The organism is Acidobacteriaceae bacterium, assembly GCA_028283655.1.
In the GTDB taxonomy this organism is placed as follows: domain Bacteria; phylum Acidobacteriota; class Terriglobia; order Terriglobales; family Acidobacteriaceae; genus Granulicella.
On sequence record JAPWKE010000003.1, the window covers coordinates 1,724,471 to 1,741,255 of the forward strand.

The 16,785-nt window shown below is 55.0% G+C and carries 10 protein-coding genes; all 10 read right to left on the reverse strand.

Annotation, left to right across the window (positions count from 1 at the left end; translation table 11 throughout):
- Positions 1 to 18 precede the first annotated feature (18 nt).
- The 10 genes from PW792_10085 to PW792_10130 all read right to left on the reverse strand — a co-directional run bounded on the left by PW792_10085 (position 19) and on the right by PW792_10130 (position 16,681).
- Positions 19 to 2,358, reverse strand: a complete 2,340-nt coding sequence (locus tag PW792_10085; GenBank protein MDE1162278.1) for a prolyl oligopeptidase family serine peptidase — start codon at positions 2,356 to 2,358, stop codon at positions 19 to 21.
- Between the two features lie 53 nt (positions 2,359 to 2,411).
- Positions 2,412 to 5,516: a carboxypeptidase regulatory-like domain-containing protein gene (locus tag PW792_10090; GenBank protein MDE1162279.1), complete on the reverse strand. Its 3,105-nt coding sequence runs from the start codon at positions 5,514 to 5,516 to the stop codon at positions 2,412 to 2,414.
- An 89-nt stretch (positions 5,517 to 5,605) separates the two neighbouring features.
- Positions 5,606 to 7,354 carry a hypothetical protein gene (locus PW792_10095; GenBank protein ID MDE1162280.1) on the reverse strand — a complete coding sequence of 583 codons (1,749 nt, stop codon included), beginning with the start codon at positions 7,352 to 7,354 and terminating at the stop codon, positions 5,606 to 5,608.
- The gene (locus PW792_10100) at positions 7,347 to 7,865 is read right to left on the reverse strand and encodes a sigma-70 family RNA polymerase sigma factor (GenBank protein MDE1162281.1); all 519 of its coding nucleotides are present in this window, start codon (positions 7,863 to 7,865) and stop codon (positions 7,347 to 7,349) included. Before PW792_10100 ends, PW792_10095 begins: the two co-directional genes overlap by 8 nt.
- Before the next feature lie 1,018 nt (positions 7,866 to 8,883).
- On the reverse strand, positions 8,884 to 10,443 hold the full coding sequence (locus tag PW792_10105; protein ID MDE1162282.1) for a TolC family protein: 1,560 nt from the start codon (positions 10,441 to 10,443) through the stop codon (positions 8,884 to 8,886).
- 16 nt (positions 10,444 to 10,459) lie between these two features.
- A complete protein-coding gene (locus PW792_10110; protein MDE1162283.1) occupies positions 10,460 to 11,623 on the reverse strand; it encodes an ABC transporter permease in 1,164 nt (387 codons plus the stop codon).
- Between the two features lie 8 nt (positions 11,624 to 11,631).
- Positions 11,632 to 12,738 (reverse strand): ABC transporter permease, encoded by a 1,107-nt coding sequence (locus PW792_10115; protein MDE1162284.1) that lies wholly within the window; start codon positions 12,736 to 12,738, stop codon positions 11,632 to 11,634.
- 12 nt (positions 12,739 to 12,750) lie between these two features.
- Entirely contained in the window at positions 12,751 to 14,730 is a 1,980-nt protein-coding gene (locus PW792_10120; GenBank protein ID MDE1162285.1) for an ATP-binding cassette domain-containing protein, read from the reverse strand.
- Entirely contained in the window at positions 14,730 to 15,980 is a 1,251-nt protein-coding gene (locus PW792_10125; protein ID MDE1162286.1) for an HlyD family efflux transporter periplasmic adaptor subunit, read from the reverse strand. Before PW792_10125 ends, PW792_10120 begins: the two co-directional genes overlap by 1 nt.
- Positions 15,977 to 16,681 (reverse strand): CerR family C-terminal domain-containing protein, encoded by a 705-nt coding sequence (locus PW792_10130; GenBank protein ID MDE1162287.1) that lies wholly within the window; start codon positions 16,679 to 16,681, stop codon positions 15,977 to 15,979. The genes PW792_10125 and PW792_10130 overlap by 4 nt, the downstream gene beginning before the upstream one ends.
- Between the last annotated feature and the right edge of the window lie 104 nt (positions 16,682 to 16,785).

Below are 16,785 nucleotides of genomic sequence, written 5' to 3' on the forward strand. Positions count from 1 at the left end.
AATCTAGAACCGACCAACTCACCTGACGGAAGATGTCTCGCGGTTCTGCATCTCCTTCAACTGCTCCCAACGCTCATATTGATCCTTCTTTTCGGTATCAAGATCCTTATATCCCTGCAGCCAAAACCGGAACCAGTCAACATCCCCTTGCTGCGACGCAAACACATCCGCAGGCATAGAGACAACATGAGTTGCGTAAGGCAAAGCTATTAAGTCTACAGGCTTATGTAGAGCCCTTAGACCGGCGTAGGTTTCCCAATCAGTCAGCATCCACTCAGGGCTTCGCGTTTCGACACGTACCGGGGTTCTCACACGATAGAGGTTGAAGAGTTCGCTTTCTTGTTTGAACGCCTCGAGAGCCTTACCAAGTGGATTCCCGCCATAGTGTAATGCCCATTGATTCAGAACTGCATTGTTGGGCGAGGCATCGACACTCTCCAGGTATCCCATGACTCCATAGGTGAAACCATTTGCAATTGTGGCCGCCGCAAAGAGATCTGGCTTCCGCGTTACTGCGTACATGACGTTGTCACACGTTCTGCTAAATCCAATGATACCGACACGGCGAGGATCGATAAGCCCCTCACCTGTAAGCTTTTCAATGGCTGCTTCATACCCTTCGAGCGCTGCAGCAGTCCCCTTCTTCAACGCATCGTTCTTGGGCACTGCCGGCTCTCCAGCCTGCAGCACCATGAGCCCATCATTGGCCATTGCCTGAGCAGCAACCGCCGTCGCATATGTGCCATCCACGATGAAGAGATCATGACGGTAAGAACGAGCTTCAATCACCAGCGGATATCGAAGATTCGCCTGAAAGTTGGTCGGCTTGATCAAAATGCCATGAACCTCTCGCCCTTCCGCGTCCCTCCACAAGAACACTTCGGCATGGCCAAAGTCGATGCTCTTGAAGTTTGGGTTTGGATCCCAGATCTGCTTGTAATCAGTGGATGCATCCAGCCTCACGAAAAGCGCGGGGGGCGTATTCAAGTCCTGACGAACAACAACTTCGATAGGGTTCGTAGGAGTCTCACTAGAATGCGCTTCAGAGGAGGCAATAAACATCGGATGATCCCGATCCAATGGGTAGGTCTCAGGCCCCGGCCCTTGCGCGGTGTACCGAACGTTCAGCACGCGATGAGTCCAGTCCGTTTGTATAGTCTCCGGAAACCAAGAGTGCAGCTCATTGAGATGATTGCGTTTTAGCGCCGTAATCACAGTCCACGAGCGAGTCTGTGGGTTGCACAGCACAGCATACGCAGTGCTCAAGCGTTCCTTCTGTTTAGATTCGGCCACACCATCTAATGGCAACATCAGTCCCGTAAGTACTACCGATTCTCCCTCAGGAGACCACGATACTTCTGTTGGTCCTAGGAACTGCAGTCCCCTCCCCAGGGGAGCATCGATAAGAGGTACCACCGCCCCGGTCTCAAGGTTCACTAAGACCATCTCTTCGGGTACGTCTGTATCAAGCGCCTGCTGAAGCAGCTTAGGGGAGGACGCGACAATCTTTCTGGTAGCTGAAGCTGGCTCGTATCTCTCCCATCCCTTTGGAACATCCGTAACAGCTCGCGCCACTACAACATATCGGCCATTTGGAGAGGTCACAAGCAGCGTCTTTCCATAGTAGCTATTGATGCGTTCTGGTTTTCTTGTTGAAGCATCGAGGATCTGATGAACTTGGCCTCGCTCGGATACCCATAACTCCTGCCCATTGGGGCAGGATATGCGACCCGTCTCGTCTAGGAGTGTATGCATCGCCATGCCAGTCCCCACGATCACCCGCGAACGAGGATAGGTGGGACATGGAAGCGCAACGGAGTAAGGTATCCGACCTCCGCCAAGCTCGAAGCTGGCGATGTTCTGCCCCGGCGGAGTGACTCGGAAGCTCTTTTTCGTAGAGATGCTGGCTCGGTACAGATGCCAATAGGCAGTGCTATCTCTTCCGAGGAAGTAGAGATCACGACTATCTTGCGACCATCTCAAAGAACGCACCATGGCTGCACCATCCCCAGGCTCAGTCTGGTTTACGCCTTTGAATCGTGCGAGTATCCGTGGCAGTGCTAGTCTCCCGATATTAGGATGGACAGCAAATTTCTTCACCGCCTGACTATCGAAAAGCCAGAGCGTCGATTCAATCAAGTTCTCTTTGAGAAGACCGCGAGTCGTAACGACAACAAAGAACTTTTCATCCGGAGAGAAACTAGTAACGCGTCCCGAAGCTTCAGGATCGGGCTCCGTAAAGCGTTGCATAGCGATGGAGTCTTTTACAGTAAAGTGCTGCTGTTGAGCTTGGGCGGAGACGTGAAGAACTGCCACCGCCACGAAGATGGCTGGTGCCCAGAATTTGTAGCGGTGCATGAAGGACCTCCCGATCCGAGGAAGAACGGAGTATGAATGACCAGGACAGATCGCTAGAAATTTAGCTTGAGCGCGAACTGCATGGATCGCGCCCCACCTTGCTGATATTGCGAGGCGACAGTGCCTAAGCTCGCATTGAGCATCTTCGTTGTTTGCCCGAAGGTTGCATCCGAGTACGTTGGATCGATATAGCCAAAGTTCGGATGATTGAGAATGTTGAAAGCCTCAGCCCGAAACTGGAGAGCGAACGCATCATGGAGACGAAACTCTCGACGAATGGCCATGTTCACCTGGTTCTCCCCAAAGCCTCGGACGAAGTTTCGCGGAGCCGCTTCCCCACTACAGACCGAGGGCAGGCAGAAGGCAGCGTGATTGATGATCCGTCCGCCGGGATATTGTGATCCGTAGAGATAGGTCGGTTGATTAGCAACCAGATTCAGAGTGCCGTTGTACTCGCTACCGGTCGCCGGATCGATCGCAAGACTCCCATTCGGCATCACGGGATAGCCTGTGCGGACGATCAAACGCAGGTCACTGCCCCAGCCATTGACAAGTTGCCCCACAAGAGAATGGCCTTGAAGGCCAGGAAGGTCCCAGCTCACGCCAGCCTGCAGGTTATGCCGGATATCGAAATCAGCGTTCCCCCGCTGCAAAGGCAAATTGTAGGACTGCGATCCGAAGTCCAGTGCGTGCGACCAGCTATACGAGGCCAGAGCTTGAAAGCCTCGTGCAACTGAACGCTGAAACTGAAGCTGCAACGCCTGATAGTTCGAGGTGATTCCACTCGCGGGATACTCGACAAGATTGAAGTTTGGGTTCAGTTTCGACAACGAAAACTCTTGCAGATTCAAGAGACGGCGTCCGTTACTGCCGACGTATGAAGCCGTAAAAGACTGCCTAGAGCCAAACGCCTGCTGAAGGCTAACATTCCATTCGAGCGTGTACGGCAGTTGCAGGTGTGTCGGGAAGGCAATGATGGCCGCAGAGTTGTAAGGCGCCTTGACCGTCAGCGGAACGTTCAGCTCGCTCTGGTTATAGGGGATGGTAACTCCGTACCCGTAGGTATCAGCAAAGAATCCTAGACTGCTGTAGCCAAGCGCGGCAATATCATTCGCTGTGTCGTAGAAGACCCCACCACCCGCTCGTAGAACGGTCTCGCTTCCAGGACTTTGGCGCACAGTCCAAGCAGCTCCCAGCCGTGGCGCAAAGTTGAACCAGCCCGTCTTCCACAAGGGAGTTCCCTGAGGCGCCAGTTGAAGAGAGCTCGGATTCGTAACACTCCCGAGCACAGTATAGGCATCGTCACCATGCTGTTCGGTAGGTGCCGGGTCGTCATCCCATCGCATCCCGAACGACAGACTCAACTTCGGGTGAGGCCGCCATTCATCCTGAATGAAGAGCGCAGTCTCCACGAAGATCGGAGTAGCTGCTTTGCGAGCGACAAAGATAGTGACCTCCGGCGCACCGGCCAGCATGGACGTCGTACTCTCAAACCCCGCATACGGCTCGGAGGTAGGAGGCATGAGCTTCGTCTTAATGCGCCGATAGTCGACTCCCATCTTAAGGTGGTGATGTCCCACAGTCAGGCTAAGCGTATCGACCAGGTTCCACTGCCGACCGGCCGATCCGCCATAAGGCTGTCCAAAAAGCGTATTGCCAAGACCCGATATGTCGAGGAGGATAAACGGCTCAGTAGCAGCAGCGGAACCCCCAACCGCTGCGACAAGATCGATTGGCGTCGCCCCACCAAAGTTATCGATCTTACTGAGCATCGTTTCGTCAGCACGAGAGTAGCCGAGTCGGAACTCATCAGTAAGATTCGGCGATATCTGATCCGTCGCTCCGACGGTGTAGGTGGACGCATCGCTGCTCGTTGTTGTTCGCGCAAGATTCGGCCGCGCGACAGCAGAACTCGGGGTCTCACTGAAACGGAAGAAAAGAGCAAGCTTCGGACTGACCGTATGATCCAGTCGAACGCTCGTGGAATCGATCGAGCTCGGCAGCGAGAATGGGGCGATGAATTGAGCAAGGCTGGGGCTTGCGGCTGTTCCATAGTCAATTCCCGTAGGGAGTGGAAACGCATTAAAGATCGGACGAACGGCGGCAATCGCCTGCTGTCGCATAAAAAGGTCGGGAACGTATTGGATCGTCGAAGCAGTTGGCTGCGTCAGACGGAGCCCTTCATAAGAGACGAAAAAGAAGCTCCGGCTCTCACCGTTATAGAGATGCGGAATCCTGATTGGACCGCCAACCGTTCCTCCAAAGTCGTTCTGCCGCAGGGCTGGGATGGCCGTGCCATAGTGATCGTTGAACCAATCGTTTGCATCGAAGTAGTTATTCCGCAGGTAGTCAAAAATGCCGCCGTGAAGCGCATTAGTTCCAGACCTTGTCCCGAGGGAAAATTGTCCACCGGGCGACCGCCCATATTCTGACGAATAGGTTGAACTCTGCACGCGAAACTCCTGCAGAGCATCAACGGAGACAAGCGTCTGAGTCGTACCTAGTGCCGTACCTCCGCTAACCGTACCTCCGGTTGCTGACTGACCGATGCCGCTTGCATATCCCGCTCCAATATTGGCTGAGACACCGTCGACGATGTAGTTATTCGATTGGGTTCTCTGGCCGTTTACGCTAAAGTCTCCGCTCGCTCCAAGGAGCTGTGTTCCGGTTGCCTGCGGGCTTTGGTTAACGATTCCAGGCGTCATTGAAATCAGATCCTGAAAGCTTCTGCCATTGAGTGGCATATTCTCGACGAACTTCCTGTCGACAACCGTGCCTACGGCAGCATCTGTCGTGTTCATCTGCATCCCACCAGCATCCACATCCACATGCTGAGATGCCTCACCAACCTGCATTCTGAAGTCCAACCGAACCTGATCGGCAACGTGAAAAACGACGTTCTCTTTCGTCAGGGTCTTGAAGCCCGGAGACTGAACCGTCGCGTCATACTTACCCGGATCGAGAGCATCGATTCGATAGATCCCATCGCCGTTCGAAACACTCTGCCGGCGAACCCCAGTATCCTGGTTACGAAACTCTATATGAGCCTTCGGAATAACAGCTCCGCTCGGGTCTTGCACCGCGCCTCCGACTGAAGCGGTCTGGGCGTAGGCGGCGAAAGGACACAGTAAGAGAAGAGCAAAGAAGAAGTGTTTCATAGTTTCCTTCGAACGACTGGATTGGATTGAATGTGCTCATCCATAAGTCGCTCAGACATCCAGCTTTTCCGGAAGAAATTTATAAAACGTCACATTTTCCGAAGGCCGTGCACCTCCACGACTAGATGCGATAGCAACTGTTGAATCTGTGGGAGTGCATCCCTCGGAGATACGGGAATTTCACTCGTCGTAAAGACGCTGCGGAACAAGCGATCAGTACTCCTAGCTGTACTCAAAGCATCTACAGATTCATCCTGCCAGCTTGTGGCTGAGTCATCCGATTCAGGCCGCGTCGCTGCCACATGAAACAACGTGTTCAACGGAGATATCTGATCCTGCAGCGCACGCAAAGCGGATGCCGCCGCGGCCCCGTGATCCGCTACGATGGAAGCGAGTTGCGCTCGATCCGCAGAAGAAAGCGCGCGCTCTCGCTCAGGAGGAAACTGCGCCTGAAGATTCCGCAAAGCATAAAGATGGGCTAATACCATCGAGCTTTGATCGAGCAGCTTATTTGTGAATGCTTGTTCTTTCTCCGCACTTCCAAAAAACTTAGCAAGCGTTTCATCTTCGACATCTGGGGCGACCATGATCTTTGCAGAAGCTTCCGACAATGGCCTGCTGATCGCAGGCGTCATCTCTCCCTTACGACGAACAGGGGCGGTAGTTTGAACAGTCACTCCCGGTTCGTTCTGCAAAGCCATTCGAATCTCATTCTGTCGCTCAGGCGGAAGCTGCCACACACTTACGTCAACTCGTTGGCTCGTGTGCGTGACCGTGACGGGTTCTCCGAGATCCGCATGCAATTGATGGAGAGTCATCAGAACGTTCAACTGCACTGCATCGAGATTAATCTCTGGTGAAAGCACAGTCTCAGCAACGGACCTCCCAACAGAGGGCTGTGCACGGCCATTTACAGACCCAGAGCCCGGTTCAAGCTCAGCCAAAAGGGAATATGGAAGAGCACTCACCGCAACGAGCGATAAATTATCTTCCGTAATTTCGAAGGTTGCATCCTGAAATTGAAGAGTCATCTTTGCAATGCGCCAGGTCTCAGGTTGAATGCGTAAGCTCACCGAGGATAGTCCATCTGCAGAAAGCTCTGACGTCTTAGTGAAGCTAAGATCCAACTCCTTCCCTTCCGACTTGATAGCTGGCTCTCCGCCTGCAAGTTTTCTCCATGCATCTACGGTTGATGAAGACAACGGAAGATCGATCGCAACACCATTCGCCGCATACTCCTCTCGAAGTGCGATCACTGCAGATTCCTCACCTTCAGCCTCTGAGCTTTTCCATACTGTGGCTCTCCGCGACTTCCACACATCCATTGCTTCAGACTGGCTTTGGTTCTGCCCCTTGAGCAACCTCCGGATGTGCACATGCTGCTTAATGACCTGAGCCGTAGGGATTTCATTGTGCTTGTCGTTCGCAACACAGACCTGACGCAAAACTTCTTTCGCGGACACCGTATGCGTATCGAGCTTGAAGACAACGAGCACCGCTATCACCGCGATCAATGCAGCAAAAGCAATCCCTCTCGCAGGCATAAAGAATGACTGTAGAGCTTCGCGGAATCGCACCCATGACTTCTTCGGCTGTGGCTCAGTCTTTGCCATAAGCGCGTCGAATGACGGCCATGCAGAAGGCGGTTGAGGCATCGATGGAGCAAAGCTCTCATGGTGAGCGTCCAAAATCACGGCAATGTCACGCTCAAGCCGTTCTATCTCGGTTCGGCAAGTCCAGCATGAGTGCAGATGCTGCGCTGTGTTGGCGATCTCGGCCTTTGGCAGTTCCCCATCGAGATACGAAAGCAATTGTTGCGGTGTGAGATGGCTATTCATTGGCGACACCTCTCAGGCGTTCCACTGCAATGGATAACCACTCCGCCGTTGTCGATATACTCACGCCAAGTATCTCTGCGATAGCGCGATAACGCATTCCCTGCATCCTCAAATGAATTCCTAATCTCTGTTCCTTGGGAAGACTCGCCATAGCCTTTGCGACTCGCCGCAATCGCTCACTGCGGGCCGCATTTGCTTCCGGCGTCAATTCTGGAGACCGCAGGCTTTCTAAGATGGCCGGCGCTGCATCGAGTTCGACCCACATAGATCGCCCCTCTCTGCGCCAGTAATCGACGGCTGACTTGGATGCCACGCTATATAGCCAGGCCTGCTCGGACTGGATCATCATTCCCCGATCCACAGCAGTGAAGAGCTTGACAAAGACATCCTGAGTGACGTCTTGCGCGGTCCTGGGATCAAGTCCCTGGCCAACCAGAAAACGGTAAATTGCAAGCCGATGAGCCTCATAGAGAACAGAAACCCGCTCCGATGTAGTCGGAGTTGTGCTCATCGCGGCATCCTGGTTTCTCGGCATTGCTCGATACAAATTGGCCCCGCCTATTGGTCGTTACGTATTAGTCGGTTGGGATACACCATTTTCCGAAATTTATTTTTCCCGTTCTCCCTTGATTCTGCGCTCCATTCGGTTTCACCTCTGCAGAACTTTCGTCAGATCGATCACAACCAAGGGAGCGGTGGTGCTTTACGGCATACCACCACGTAGCCCTGGGCACCTTCGATCACACTCACAGCTCTGTGGTTGGCATCAGCGCTTTAACCATCATGTCGTTATCGCTGCGAACACTGAGGCCAAACGCGTTAAACTGTTGCACTCGTCCCATTTTCCCGAGGATCATAAAGCTAACTGCGCAAGTTGGTCCGTCAGATTTGCCTGATGCACCGACTCCAAACCTTAGGCGAAGCGCCCTTTGTAATTCACAGGTTTTATTACTGAACCCTTCGCTGCAGGAAATGTAAATGCACGCCTCAATGAGATCCGCGTGCTGTTGAACCGCGAAGGCTGAGATGTGGGTAGTATCAGGTGTATAGGTTATGCAAAGAAGAGGGCTTAATGCTGAAGCGGATGAAGCCCGCCAGCAGGCGCAAGGCTGTTCGTCTACGCGAAGAGAAGCTCAAGCCGACAGCGCCGAGTCAGGCATAGAGACACCTATCCCAAAGATCTTCTGCTACGTCCTATGAACAACACTGGGACTGTAGACATCAGTTGGCACAGGAACAGTATCTTCATCAGCGAGGTTTTTCGTTTCGAGGAACTCGGAGTTGGACTGATCGCAGCAAGATTCTATAGAGCGTATTTCCGAGACACGGAGATCGGAGAACTCAATGCGGAGGAACTACGTCTTAGATCTGCACGGCGACTAGGTTAAAGTGTTCTTTCTCATGATGCCGAGCCAGAAGCCATCAGTGTGCATAGAGAGAATTGCTGCTCCTGCCCCTAAGAGATTGTGCGTAGGGAGCATAGCAGCAGACCTCACCTGCGCCAACCTCTGGGGTGACCTTCCAATGCCCTATGGAAGCTTTAGAAGCAGCGTCAGTCGCGTTTCGGTATTGCCCATGGCACGCGCGAGATTGAGCTTCGCGATGTTGTTTGCAAAGACACTGTCGATGCGGTCCAGTTCCGCGTTCGCGACAGCTTCCTGGGCTTGAACAACTTCTACATTGTCCGTGACGCCAGCTTCATATCTCTGCCTGGTTAGCTCTAGAGTTTGCTGATTGACTTTCAGGTTCTCTTCCGCCACGGCCACTTGCTTCATGGTCGTTTGGAGATCGAGAAACGCGCTACGGATATCGCTCTCGATTTTGTCATGCAGGTTATCCAGTTCCGAGCGTCGTTGAACGAAGGTTGCGTCAGCCTGCTGTATGTCGCCTTCTGTGCGGCCGCCTCGCCAGACTGGAATACTCAACGTCGCTGTTCCCGAGAACGTTCGGTGGGATTGGTCCGGGTTGATCCCGTTGACTCCGTAATCTCCGCTCACGGCCAAAGATGGAAGGCGCTCCGCGCGCGCGGCAGACTTCGCCAGTTCTGATGCACGTAGTTGCGATGCCGAGACCTTCAGGTCCTGACGGCTGAGGTATGCCTGGGCAAGCGCGTCCTGCAGGTTGATATCTGGCCCAGCAGCGAACGGAATGTCGTCCGAGATTTCAAATTCGTCATTGGGCGGCAGCCCTGTCATGCGCGCCAGATTGATCTTTTGTTTTGCCAGATCGTTCCGCAGGGATTCAAGGCGCTGCTGATCAGTGAGCACTTCGATGTGGCTCTTGTTCAGGTCTGTGAGTGACAGGACCCCTGCTGTACGTTGATCGGTCGCCTGTCTGTAAAGAGCAGTCGCGGTGGTCAACTGAGCCTGAGCAGACGTGAGGCGCGCTTTTGCCGCGACGACCTGCAAATACGATCCCCCGACAGCAAGCACCACCATATCGCGCGCATCCTTGAGAGCGTACTGCTGGGAGCGGGCGAGTTCCTGTGCAGAGCGATAGTTTTTCCATGCAGTCATGTCGCCGATGGTCTGAGTCAAGTGAGCACGCAGATCGAAGTAGTTGTAAGGGCCCACGATGCTTGGTATCGACAATCCTGCGATGTTGGTGTTCAGCCGGATTCCTGCAACCTTGAGGTTGGTTTGTTGGATTGTCTCGCTGGCGTCCGCGGTGATATTGGGCAGCAGCGCGCTTCGAGCGACTTTCGCTTGCCCCTGCGCCTGACGCATAGCCTGCGCCATGCCCTCCGCTCCAAGGTTAAAGTCCAATCCGCGCTGAACTGCGTCGAGAAAGGAAAGCGTTCCGGTGAAGGGTGTCTTCGCCGTGCTTCGGATACTTCCAGCATAGGGTCCAGAAGCCTGAACAGATGTGTTCAAAGTATTTACGCTTGTGGTTGTTCCAGCAATGGGAGCCTGGGTCGCAGTCACCGAACCACCCTGCGCATCTGTTCCACGCAACGGCAGTTGATTCGCGAGGCTGCCCTGTGTGGCAGAGCCTGACGAGCTGAGTTGTGCCAAGGCGGCCGGAGCTGTAAGCGCCAGTGACATGACTAGACCGAAGGCCGAGGTTGAGCGCTTGGTGAGTGGATTCATGAGGGTCGTTTTCTCCTTAGCCAAGTTGTTTCCGGAAGCGCCAGATGCTCAGGGAAACCAGCACAACGGTGAATGCGAGTAATGCCAGAAAGTGAGGCCACAGCGTGCCGATTCCGCTGCCTTTGAGCATGCTGGCCCTCGCGATGACGCCAAAGTGATAGATCGGATTGAACTGTGTCAGCGGCTGCATCCAGTGCGGCATGGCTTCCATTGGAGTCAGGGCACCGGAGAGGCTTGAAAGTGGCGGGTTCACAAAGAAGCTGGTGAGCTGTGCCTGTTCTGCGGATTTCGTGAACGTCGCAATAAAGGTGCCGATGCCTATCCCCGAAAGGAGACACAGAGCCGCCCCGCTGAAGACCAGTGCAAAGCTGCCGTGGAATGGCACATGGAACACGGCGCGCATGATGCCGACAGCACCCAGCGCCATGAGGCATAACAGAAGGAAGATGGGAGTGATCTTCGCGATGATGATCTCAGAGGTGGATGCGGGTGACATCAGAAGTTGCTCGATAGTCCCGGCCTCTCGCTCCTTCACCATCGTTGCGGAGGAAACCAACGATCCGTTCAGGATGCAAAGGAGGCCGAAGACGCCCGTGACGGTGAACCAGGACGACACCATTCCCGGGTTGTAAAGAAACGAGGGCTGTAGGCTGACGCGTCCCTTGCTTGCCACAACTGGAACAGCTATCTGAGCGAACTTCGCCTGCAGCCCAGATGATGGCAAAGTGGCCGTGTAGCTGGCGATCACGCCCTGAGCGTATGTTCTAGCAATCGTTGCGGTGTTGGCATCCATTGCGTTGAGTAGGAACTGCACGGTGGCCGGCCTACCCCGTTGTAAATTGCGCGCATAGTCATACGGCACAACAAGACCTGCCTGAACCTTGCCCTGCGTGATCGCATCGGTTAGTTGGACCGGTGAAAAGTACGTGCCCGTCAGCCTAAAGCTTTCGCTCTCGCTCAGGGCGGCGATCAGTTCGCGACTTTCCGGAGTATGGCTTTCGTCGATGACTCCAAGGCGAAGATTCTGCACCTTCGAGTTCAGCACGAAGCCAAAGAGCAAAAGCTGCAGGACCGGTGGCACGATGAGGGACATGGCAACACGGCGGTCTCTTCGAATTTGTTCGAACTCCTTCCGGATGAGAGCAAGGAGACGCGGGCTGAAGAATCTCTTGAAATTCATAACGCTCCTTATGCCTGAACCTGCATGCGCCGCATGGTTCTCCAGGCGAGCACGTAGAACACCAGTCCCGTGAAAGCAATGATCAGAATCTCAAACCAAGTCGAAGGCCACCCCCCGCCTTGCAGGAACGCATCACGGACCACATAGATGTAGTGCTTGCCCCATACAAAGTCTGATATCCATCGAATTTGCGGCGGGATGTTATCAATCGGAAAGATCAGGCCGGAGAGAAGAAACACAATCAAAAAGCCGCCCAGCGCAACGGCCTGCATCGCAGCGACTCGGCTGGGAATGGCAGCTCCGACCATCGTCCCAAAGGAAGCGACACAGAACGCGTAGAGAACGGTTGCAACGAGGAACGAACTGGGGTCTCCAACAAAGCTCAAACCGAAATAGAAGTGCAGGAGGAAGAGAAGAGGGATGCCTTCCGCGATTCCGACTAGGGTGAACGCGAGGATCTTACCGAGCAGAAATTCATGGGCGGAGATGCTTGATACATATACCTGGAGGATGGTCTTGTTCTCTCCTTCTTTAGCCATAGCCAGTGATGCCAGTAGCGGCGCGAACATGGACATTGCCAGCACAAAGACGCCGGGGCCGGAATACTTCTTGCTGTCGAGACCTGGGTTGTACCAAAGTCTTATCTCGGCCTGCACCGGCTGCGGACTCGCTGCTCCACTATGCGAAGCGTTGTACGCATTCACAATGGCAGTGGCATACCCTGCAACCAGGCTCGCTGTGTTCGAGTCGGAGCCGTCGACCAGGAACTGTACCGGGGTGCTCTGCCCGCGCACCATATCGCGGCCAAAATGCTCAGGGATAATCAACACCGCTCTTGCCTTGTTGCTGACAAAGGCGTCCTGCGGCTGTCGATCACTGGGCCACGAGACCACATATAGCGAGGTAGAGGCACGGAAGGAATCGACAAGCTCACGTGAGTTGGTGGAGCCGTCGAAGTCCTGCACGATGATGGGCAGGTGGCTCACCGTGAGCGCAATCGAGGACCCCATAAGCAGTAGGATGAAGACGGGCAACACCAGCACAAGCGCCAGGGCGAGCCGATCACGGACGATCTGAATCAGTTCTTTACGAATTTGTGCAAGGATTCGCTTCATAGGGTTATCTGCCTAGTCTTCTGAGGCGACTTTTCCTTCCTGACGCGCTTTCTCAACAGTTCCGATAAACACGTCTTCCAACGAGAAGCGATCTTCGCGAGCGTTCAACACATGAACGCCGTGCTTGAGCAGTTCGTCGGTGGTGTGTCGAATGCCGATTTCGGGCGACTCGTTCGTGATGACATGCAGCCGGTCGCCAAACAACGAAACCTTCCAGCGATCCATGGTTTGCTTGAGTACATCGGCGGCCTTCTGTGGCTGATCGGTGATGAATTCGAGCAGATGGCCTTCCTGTCGGCTCTTGATCTCGGAAGGTGTTCCTTCAGCTACGAGTTCTCCGGCCACCATGAAGCCGAGGCGATTGCATTGCTCTGCTTCTTCCAGGTAATGCGTGGTCACGAGGATGGCTGCACCGAGATCAGCAAGCCGATTGATGATCGTCCAGAAAGCTCTTCGCGCAAGCGGATCAACGCCGGATGTGGGCTCATCCAGGAAAAGAACGCTTGGCTCGTGCATGATTGCGGCACCTAACGCAACGCGTTGCTTCCAACCTCCGGGTAAGCTTCCAGTGAGCAGTTTCTCTTTACCTTCGAGCCCTGAAAACGAAAGCGCCCAGCGTCGCTTCTCCACTCGCTCCGATTCTGGAACGCCGTACACGCCAGCAAAAAACTCCAGGTTTTGCTCTATGGTCAGGTCGTCATAAAGCGAGAACTTCTGCGACATATAGCCAATGCGTTCGCGCACTGCCTGCGAGCGCAGACTTCCGGTCTCGCCTGCCAACTGCATTTTGCCTGACGATGGCGCGAGCAAACCGCACAGCATCTTGATGGTTGTTGTCTTGCCGGCGCCGTTCGCTCCAAGCAAGCCATAGATTTCACCATAGCGAATCTGAACGTTCACATGCTTGACCGCCATAAACGATCCAAACTGCTTCGTCAGGTCCGTTGCGCCAATCGCAATCTTCCCTCGAAGGTCCGCATGATCGTGGTGGCCTGGGAATGGAGCAGAACTGATCTCTTGTCCGAGACCGCGGAGCGTTGCAACAAAGGCATTCTCAAGCGTTGGTTCGTCGGTTCGTATCTCTGAGATCTGGAGTTGCGCGGCACTGAGGGTGCTTTCCACCAACGCCGTAGCAGCTTTGGGATTGGGAACAAGGAGATCCAGTCGATCGCCGAAGCGCTGCACATCCAGAATCTCCTGCCCAGTGCCTGCATTCTGCGAGAGAAGCATCTCCGCCTTGGCCAGGTCAGGCGTGCGCAATTCCAAACGCTTGGCATGAAGGCTGTCTCGCAACTGCGATGGCGTACCCGTCTGATGGATCACGCCCTCATGCATCAGAGCGACTCGATGGCACCGCTCGGCCTCATCGAGATACGGCGTGGCCACCATGATCGTCAGACCCTCTGCGGCCAAGTGAGCCAACGCATCCCAGAACTCACGACGGGACACGGGATCGACGCCAGTGGTGGGTTCATCCAGAAGCAGAACCCGCGGCTGCGGTACCAGAGCGCATACCAGTGCCAGCTTCTGCTTCATGCCGCCGCTCAACCGTCCTGCCAGCCGATCCTGAAAGCGATCCATGTCAAACAGCTTCAGATACTGCAGCGCGCGCGTTGCTATCTCGTCCGACGGCACACGGCGGAGATCGCCGATGTAGCGGATGTTCTCCGCGACTGTGAGGTCGGGATAAAGACTGAACGTTTGCGTTAGATACCCAGTCTTGGATCGCGCATCTCTTGCAGGCTGTCCGAAGATTTCGACCGCGCCGGAGGTGGGCTCCATCACGCCCGCGAGAATCTGGAAGGTCGAGGTCTTACCCGCACCATCGGGGCCAATGAGGCCAAAGATCTCCCCCGGCGCGACATCGATGTCGATGCCGCGCACCGCCTCGACAGCTCCGTAATGCTTCACAATCTGCGAAGCGTGTATCGCGCTGTTGCTCGCCTGCGGAGCAACAACGGACGCCGACTGGATGGAATCGAGCGCGGCCATTAGCGCTTCCGCTGCGAGGGCCACGCATCGCCCTGCACGAGAATCTCGCCGTCGGAAGGCATACCGGGTTTGGCGTAACCGATGCCGCTCTTCAGTTGCAACTTGACGCCGACGACCTGCTTCACACGATCGTCACGGAAGTAAGTGTTCTCCGGCGTGAAGGTGGCCTGGGGATCAATGCGGATCACACTAGCGTCCAGCGGTGCCTTCGGGTTCGAGTCAAGATAGACATGAGCCTGCTGACCGATCTTGACCTTCCCAATCTCGCCTTCCGGGATAAATCCACGAAGGTACACCTTGCTGAGATCGAGAAGAGTCACGATGGCCGTCCCGGCCGTGACAACCTCTCCCGGCTCAGCCGCGCGTGTGATCACCGTGCCCGCAAACGGAGCGCGGATGACAAGATCCTGCCGATTTGCCTGCGCTTCAACGAGCTCGTACTTCGCCTGCTGCGATGCAGCAGCAGCACTTGCAACCTCGGCGTTCTGCTGCAACATTTGTCGCCGAACGCCAGCAACCTGCGCCTCGCGAATACTAGGATTCGTAAGGTTTGCCCGTGCCGTCGTGAGCGAGCCGCGAGCCGCTTCAACGCGCCGCTTTGCCGCCACCACCGCCGCTTCCTGCTGATCGGCAGTAGACACGGATTGTTTGCCTTGGCGTTCTGAAACAGCTCCAGTTTGAGCGAGACGCGTGTACGCATCCTTATCGAACTGCGCCAGCTTGAGCGAAGCCTCCTGCTGAGCCAGATCGGCTTCGGCAGCAGACAAATCGGCATCGGCCTGGCGAACGCGTCCCGCAGCGTCTTCCTTAGACTGACCCGCGGATAACTGATTCTGGTTGAGCTGCTCCTGTAGAACTGCAACCTGGGCCTGGGCCGATTGCGTCTTGGCATCGGCTACGGTGAGAGCCGCCTGTGCCTGCTCCTCACGGGCGCGTACCTGTGCATCATCGAGCACAGCGATCACGTCGCCGGCCTGGACCTGATCTCCTTCTCGGACACGAACTTCGAGGACGCGGCCAGTCGTCTTGGAGGCGACCGCGGAGTCATCTCCTTCGATCCTGCCGCTCAAGTCGACAACATTGGGAGACACCGACGGCGAAGCAAAGAATACCCGCCACACAACAAGCGCGACAGCGATAAGGACAACCAGAATGAGAACTCTGCGAAGGGCTACGGCTTTCGTCTTGGTCGCATCAGGCGCGGCTGACGAAACCTGTGGGTTTGCAGCATCGTTCGTTGTAGTGGTCATAGTGAGTTCCGCTTCCTTTGCGATTTCTTTGTCGTCTTTGGCTTCACAAGCTTCTTGGGTGGATGGATATACGCCAACGAAAAGTCTGCGATGTGATCCGCGATGCGCTCGATCTGTTCAGGAGAAAAGCGCATCTCCGGCCAGAGCCGGACGAGGATCGGGCGTGCATGGACGTAGTGCGTTACTTGTCCGAGAATGCTATGCGTGCAAAGCCGCGTCGTTTCGTGGTCCGGCGGCAACTTGAGGATGGCCCCGACCGAGGTGCGAATGTGGTCGTAGAGCGGACGAATGGTCGTCTCGATCTCGTCCGTCAGAACGGTCGTTGGATTCGCAAGCTCTTTCAGCATCAACCGGAAATGCAGCCCCGACTGCTCGTGATTCGCGACGATGCGCTCAAGCAACCCTCGGATGAGTTGACGCAGGCTTTCCTTCGGATTTGCAGTGCCGAGGGCCGCCTGTCTGGCCAGTTCCGTCCTCGCGTCCGAGTTTGTTACGAACCGAATGACGGCGCGATATAGGGCCAGCTTATCGCCGAAATGGTAACTCACAAGAGCAATATTTACGTCGGCACGGCGACAAATTTCACGCACCGTGGCTCCGTCGTACCCGCTCTCGGAAAAAACTTCAATCGCGGCTTGAAGCAGCTTGTCGCGTGTTTCTAACGCTGGGGTCTGAGCGGCTTGGACTTTTCTTTGGGGCATCGTTTGCGTTAAACACCTGTTTAGGTTTTATAGTTAAACCCGTGTTTAAGGCAAGCCCCACCCACGCTACTACGCGTCCGGGGCAAGCCTCGAACGGCAAGACT

Excerpts from the sequence above, each read along its gene's own strand:
- PW792_10100 (MDE1162281.1), bottom strand. The coding sequence starts at position 7,865 with ATGAGCACAACTCCGACTACATCGGAGCGGGTTTCTGTTCTCTATGAG.
- PW792_10130 (MDE1162287.1), bottom strand. The coding sequence starts at position 16,681 with ATGCCCCAAAGAAAAGTCCAAGCCGCTCAGACCCCAGCGTTAGAAACA.
- PW792_10125 (MDE1162286.1), bottom strand. The coding sequence starts at position 15,980 with ATGACCACTACAACGAACGATGCTGCAAACCCACAGGTTTCGTCAGCC.
- PW792_10110 (MDE1162283.1), bottom strand. The coding sequence starts at position 11,623 with ATGAATTTCAAGAGATTCTTCAGCCCGCGTCTCCTTGCTCTCATCCGG.
- PW792_10085 (MDE1162278.1), bottom strand. The coding sequence starts at position 2,358 with ATGCACCGCTACAAATTCTGGGCACCAGCCATCTTCGTGGCGGTGGCA.
- PW792_10105 (MDE1162282.1), bottom strand. The coding sequence starts at position 10,443 with ATGAATCCACTCACCAAGCGCTCAACCTCGGCCTTCGGTCTAGTCATG.
- PW792_10090 (MDE1162279.1), bottom strand. The coding sequence starts at position 5,516 with ATGAAACACTTCTTCTTTGCTCTTCTCTTACTGTGTCCTTTCGCCGCC.
- PW792_10115 (MDE1162284.1), bottom strand. The coding sequence starts at position 12,738 with ATGAAGCGAATCCTTGCACAAATTCGTAAAGAACTGATTCAGATCGTC.
- PW792_10120 (MDE1162285.1), bottom strand. The coding sequence starts at position 14,730 with ATGGCCGCGCTCGATTCCATCCAGTCGGCGTCCGTTGTTGCTCCGCAG.
- PW792_10095 (MDE1162280.1), bottom strand. The coding sequence starts at position 7,354 with ATGAATAGCCATCTCACACCGCAACAATTGCTTTCGTATCTCGATGGG.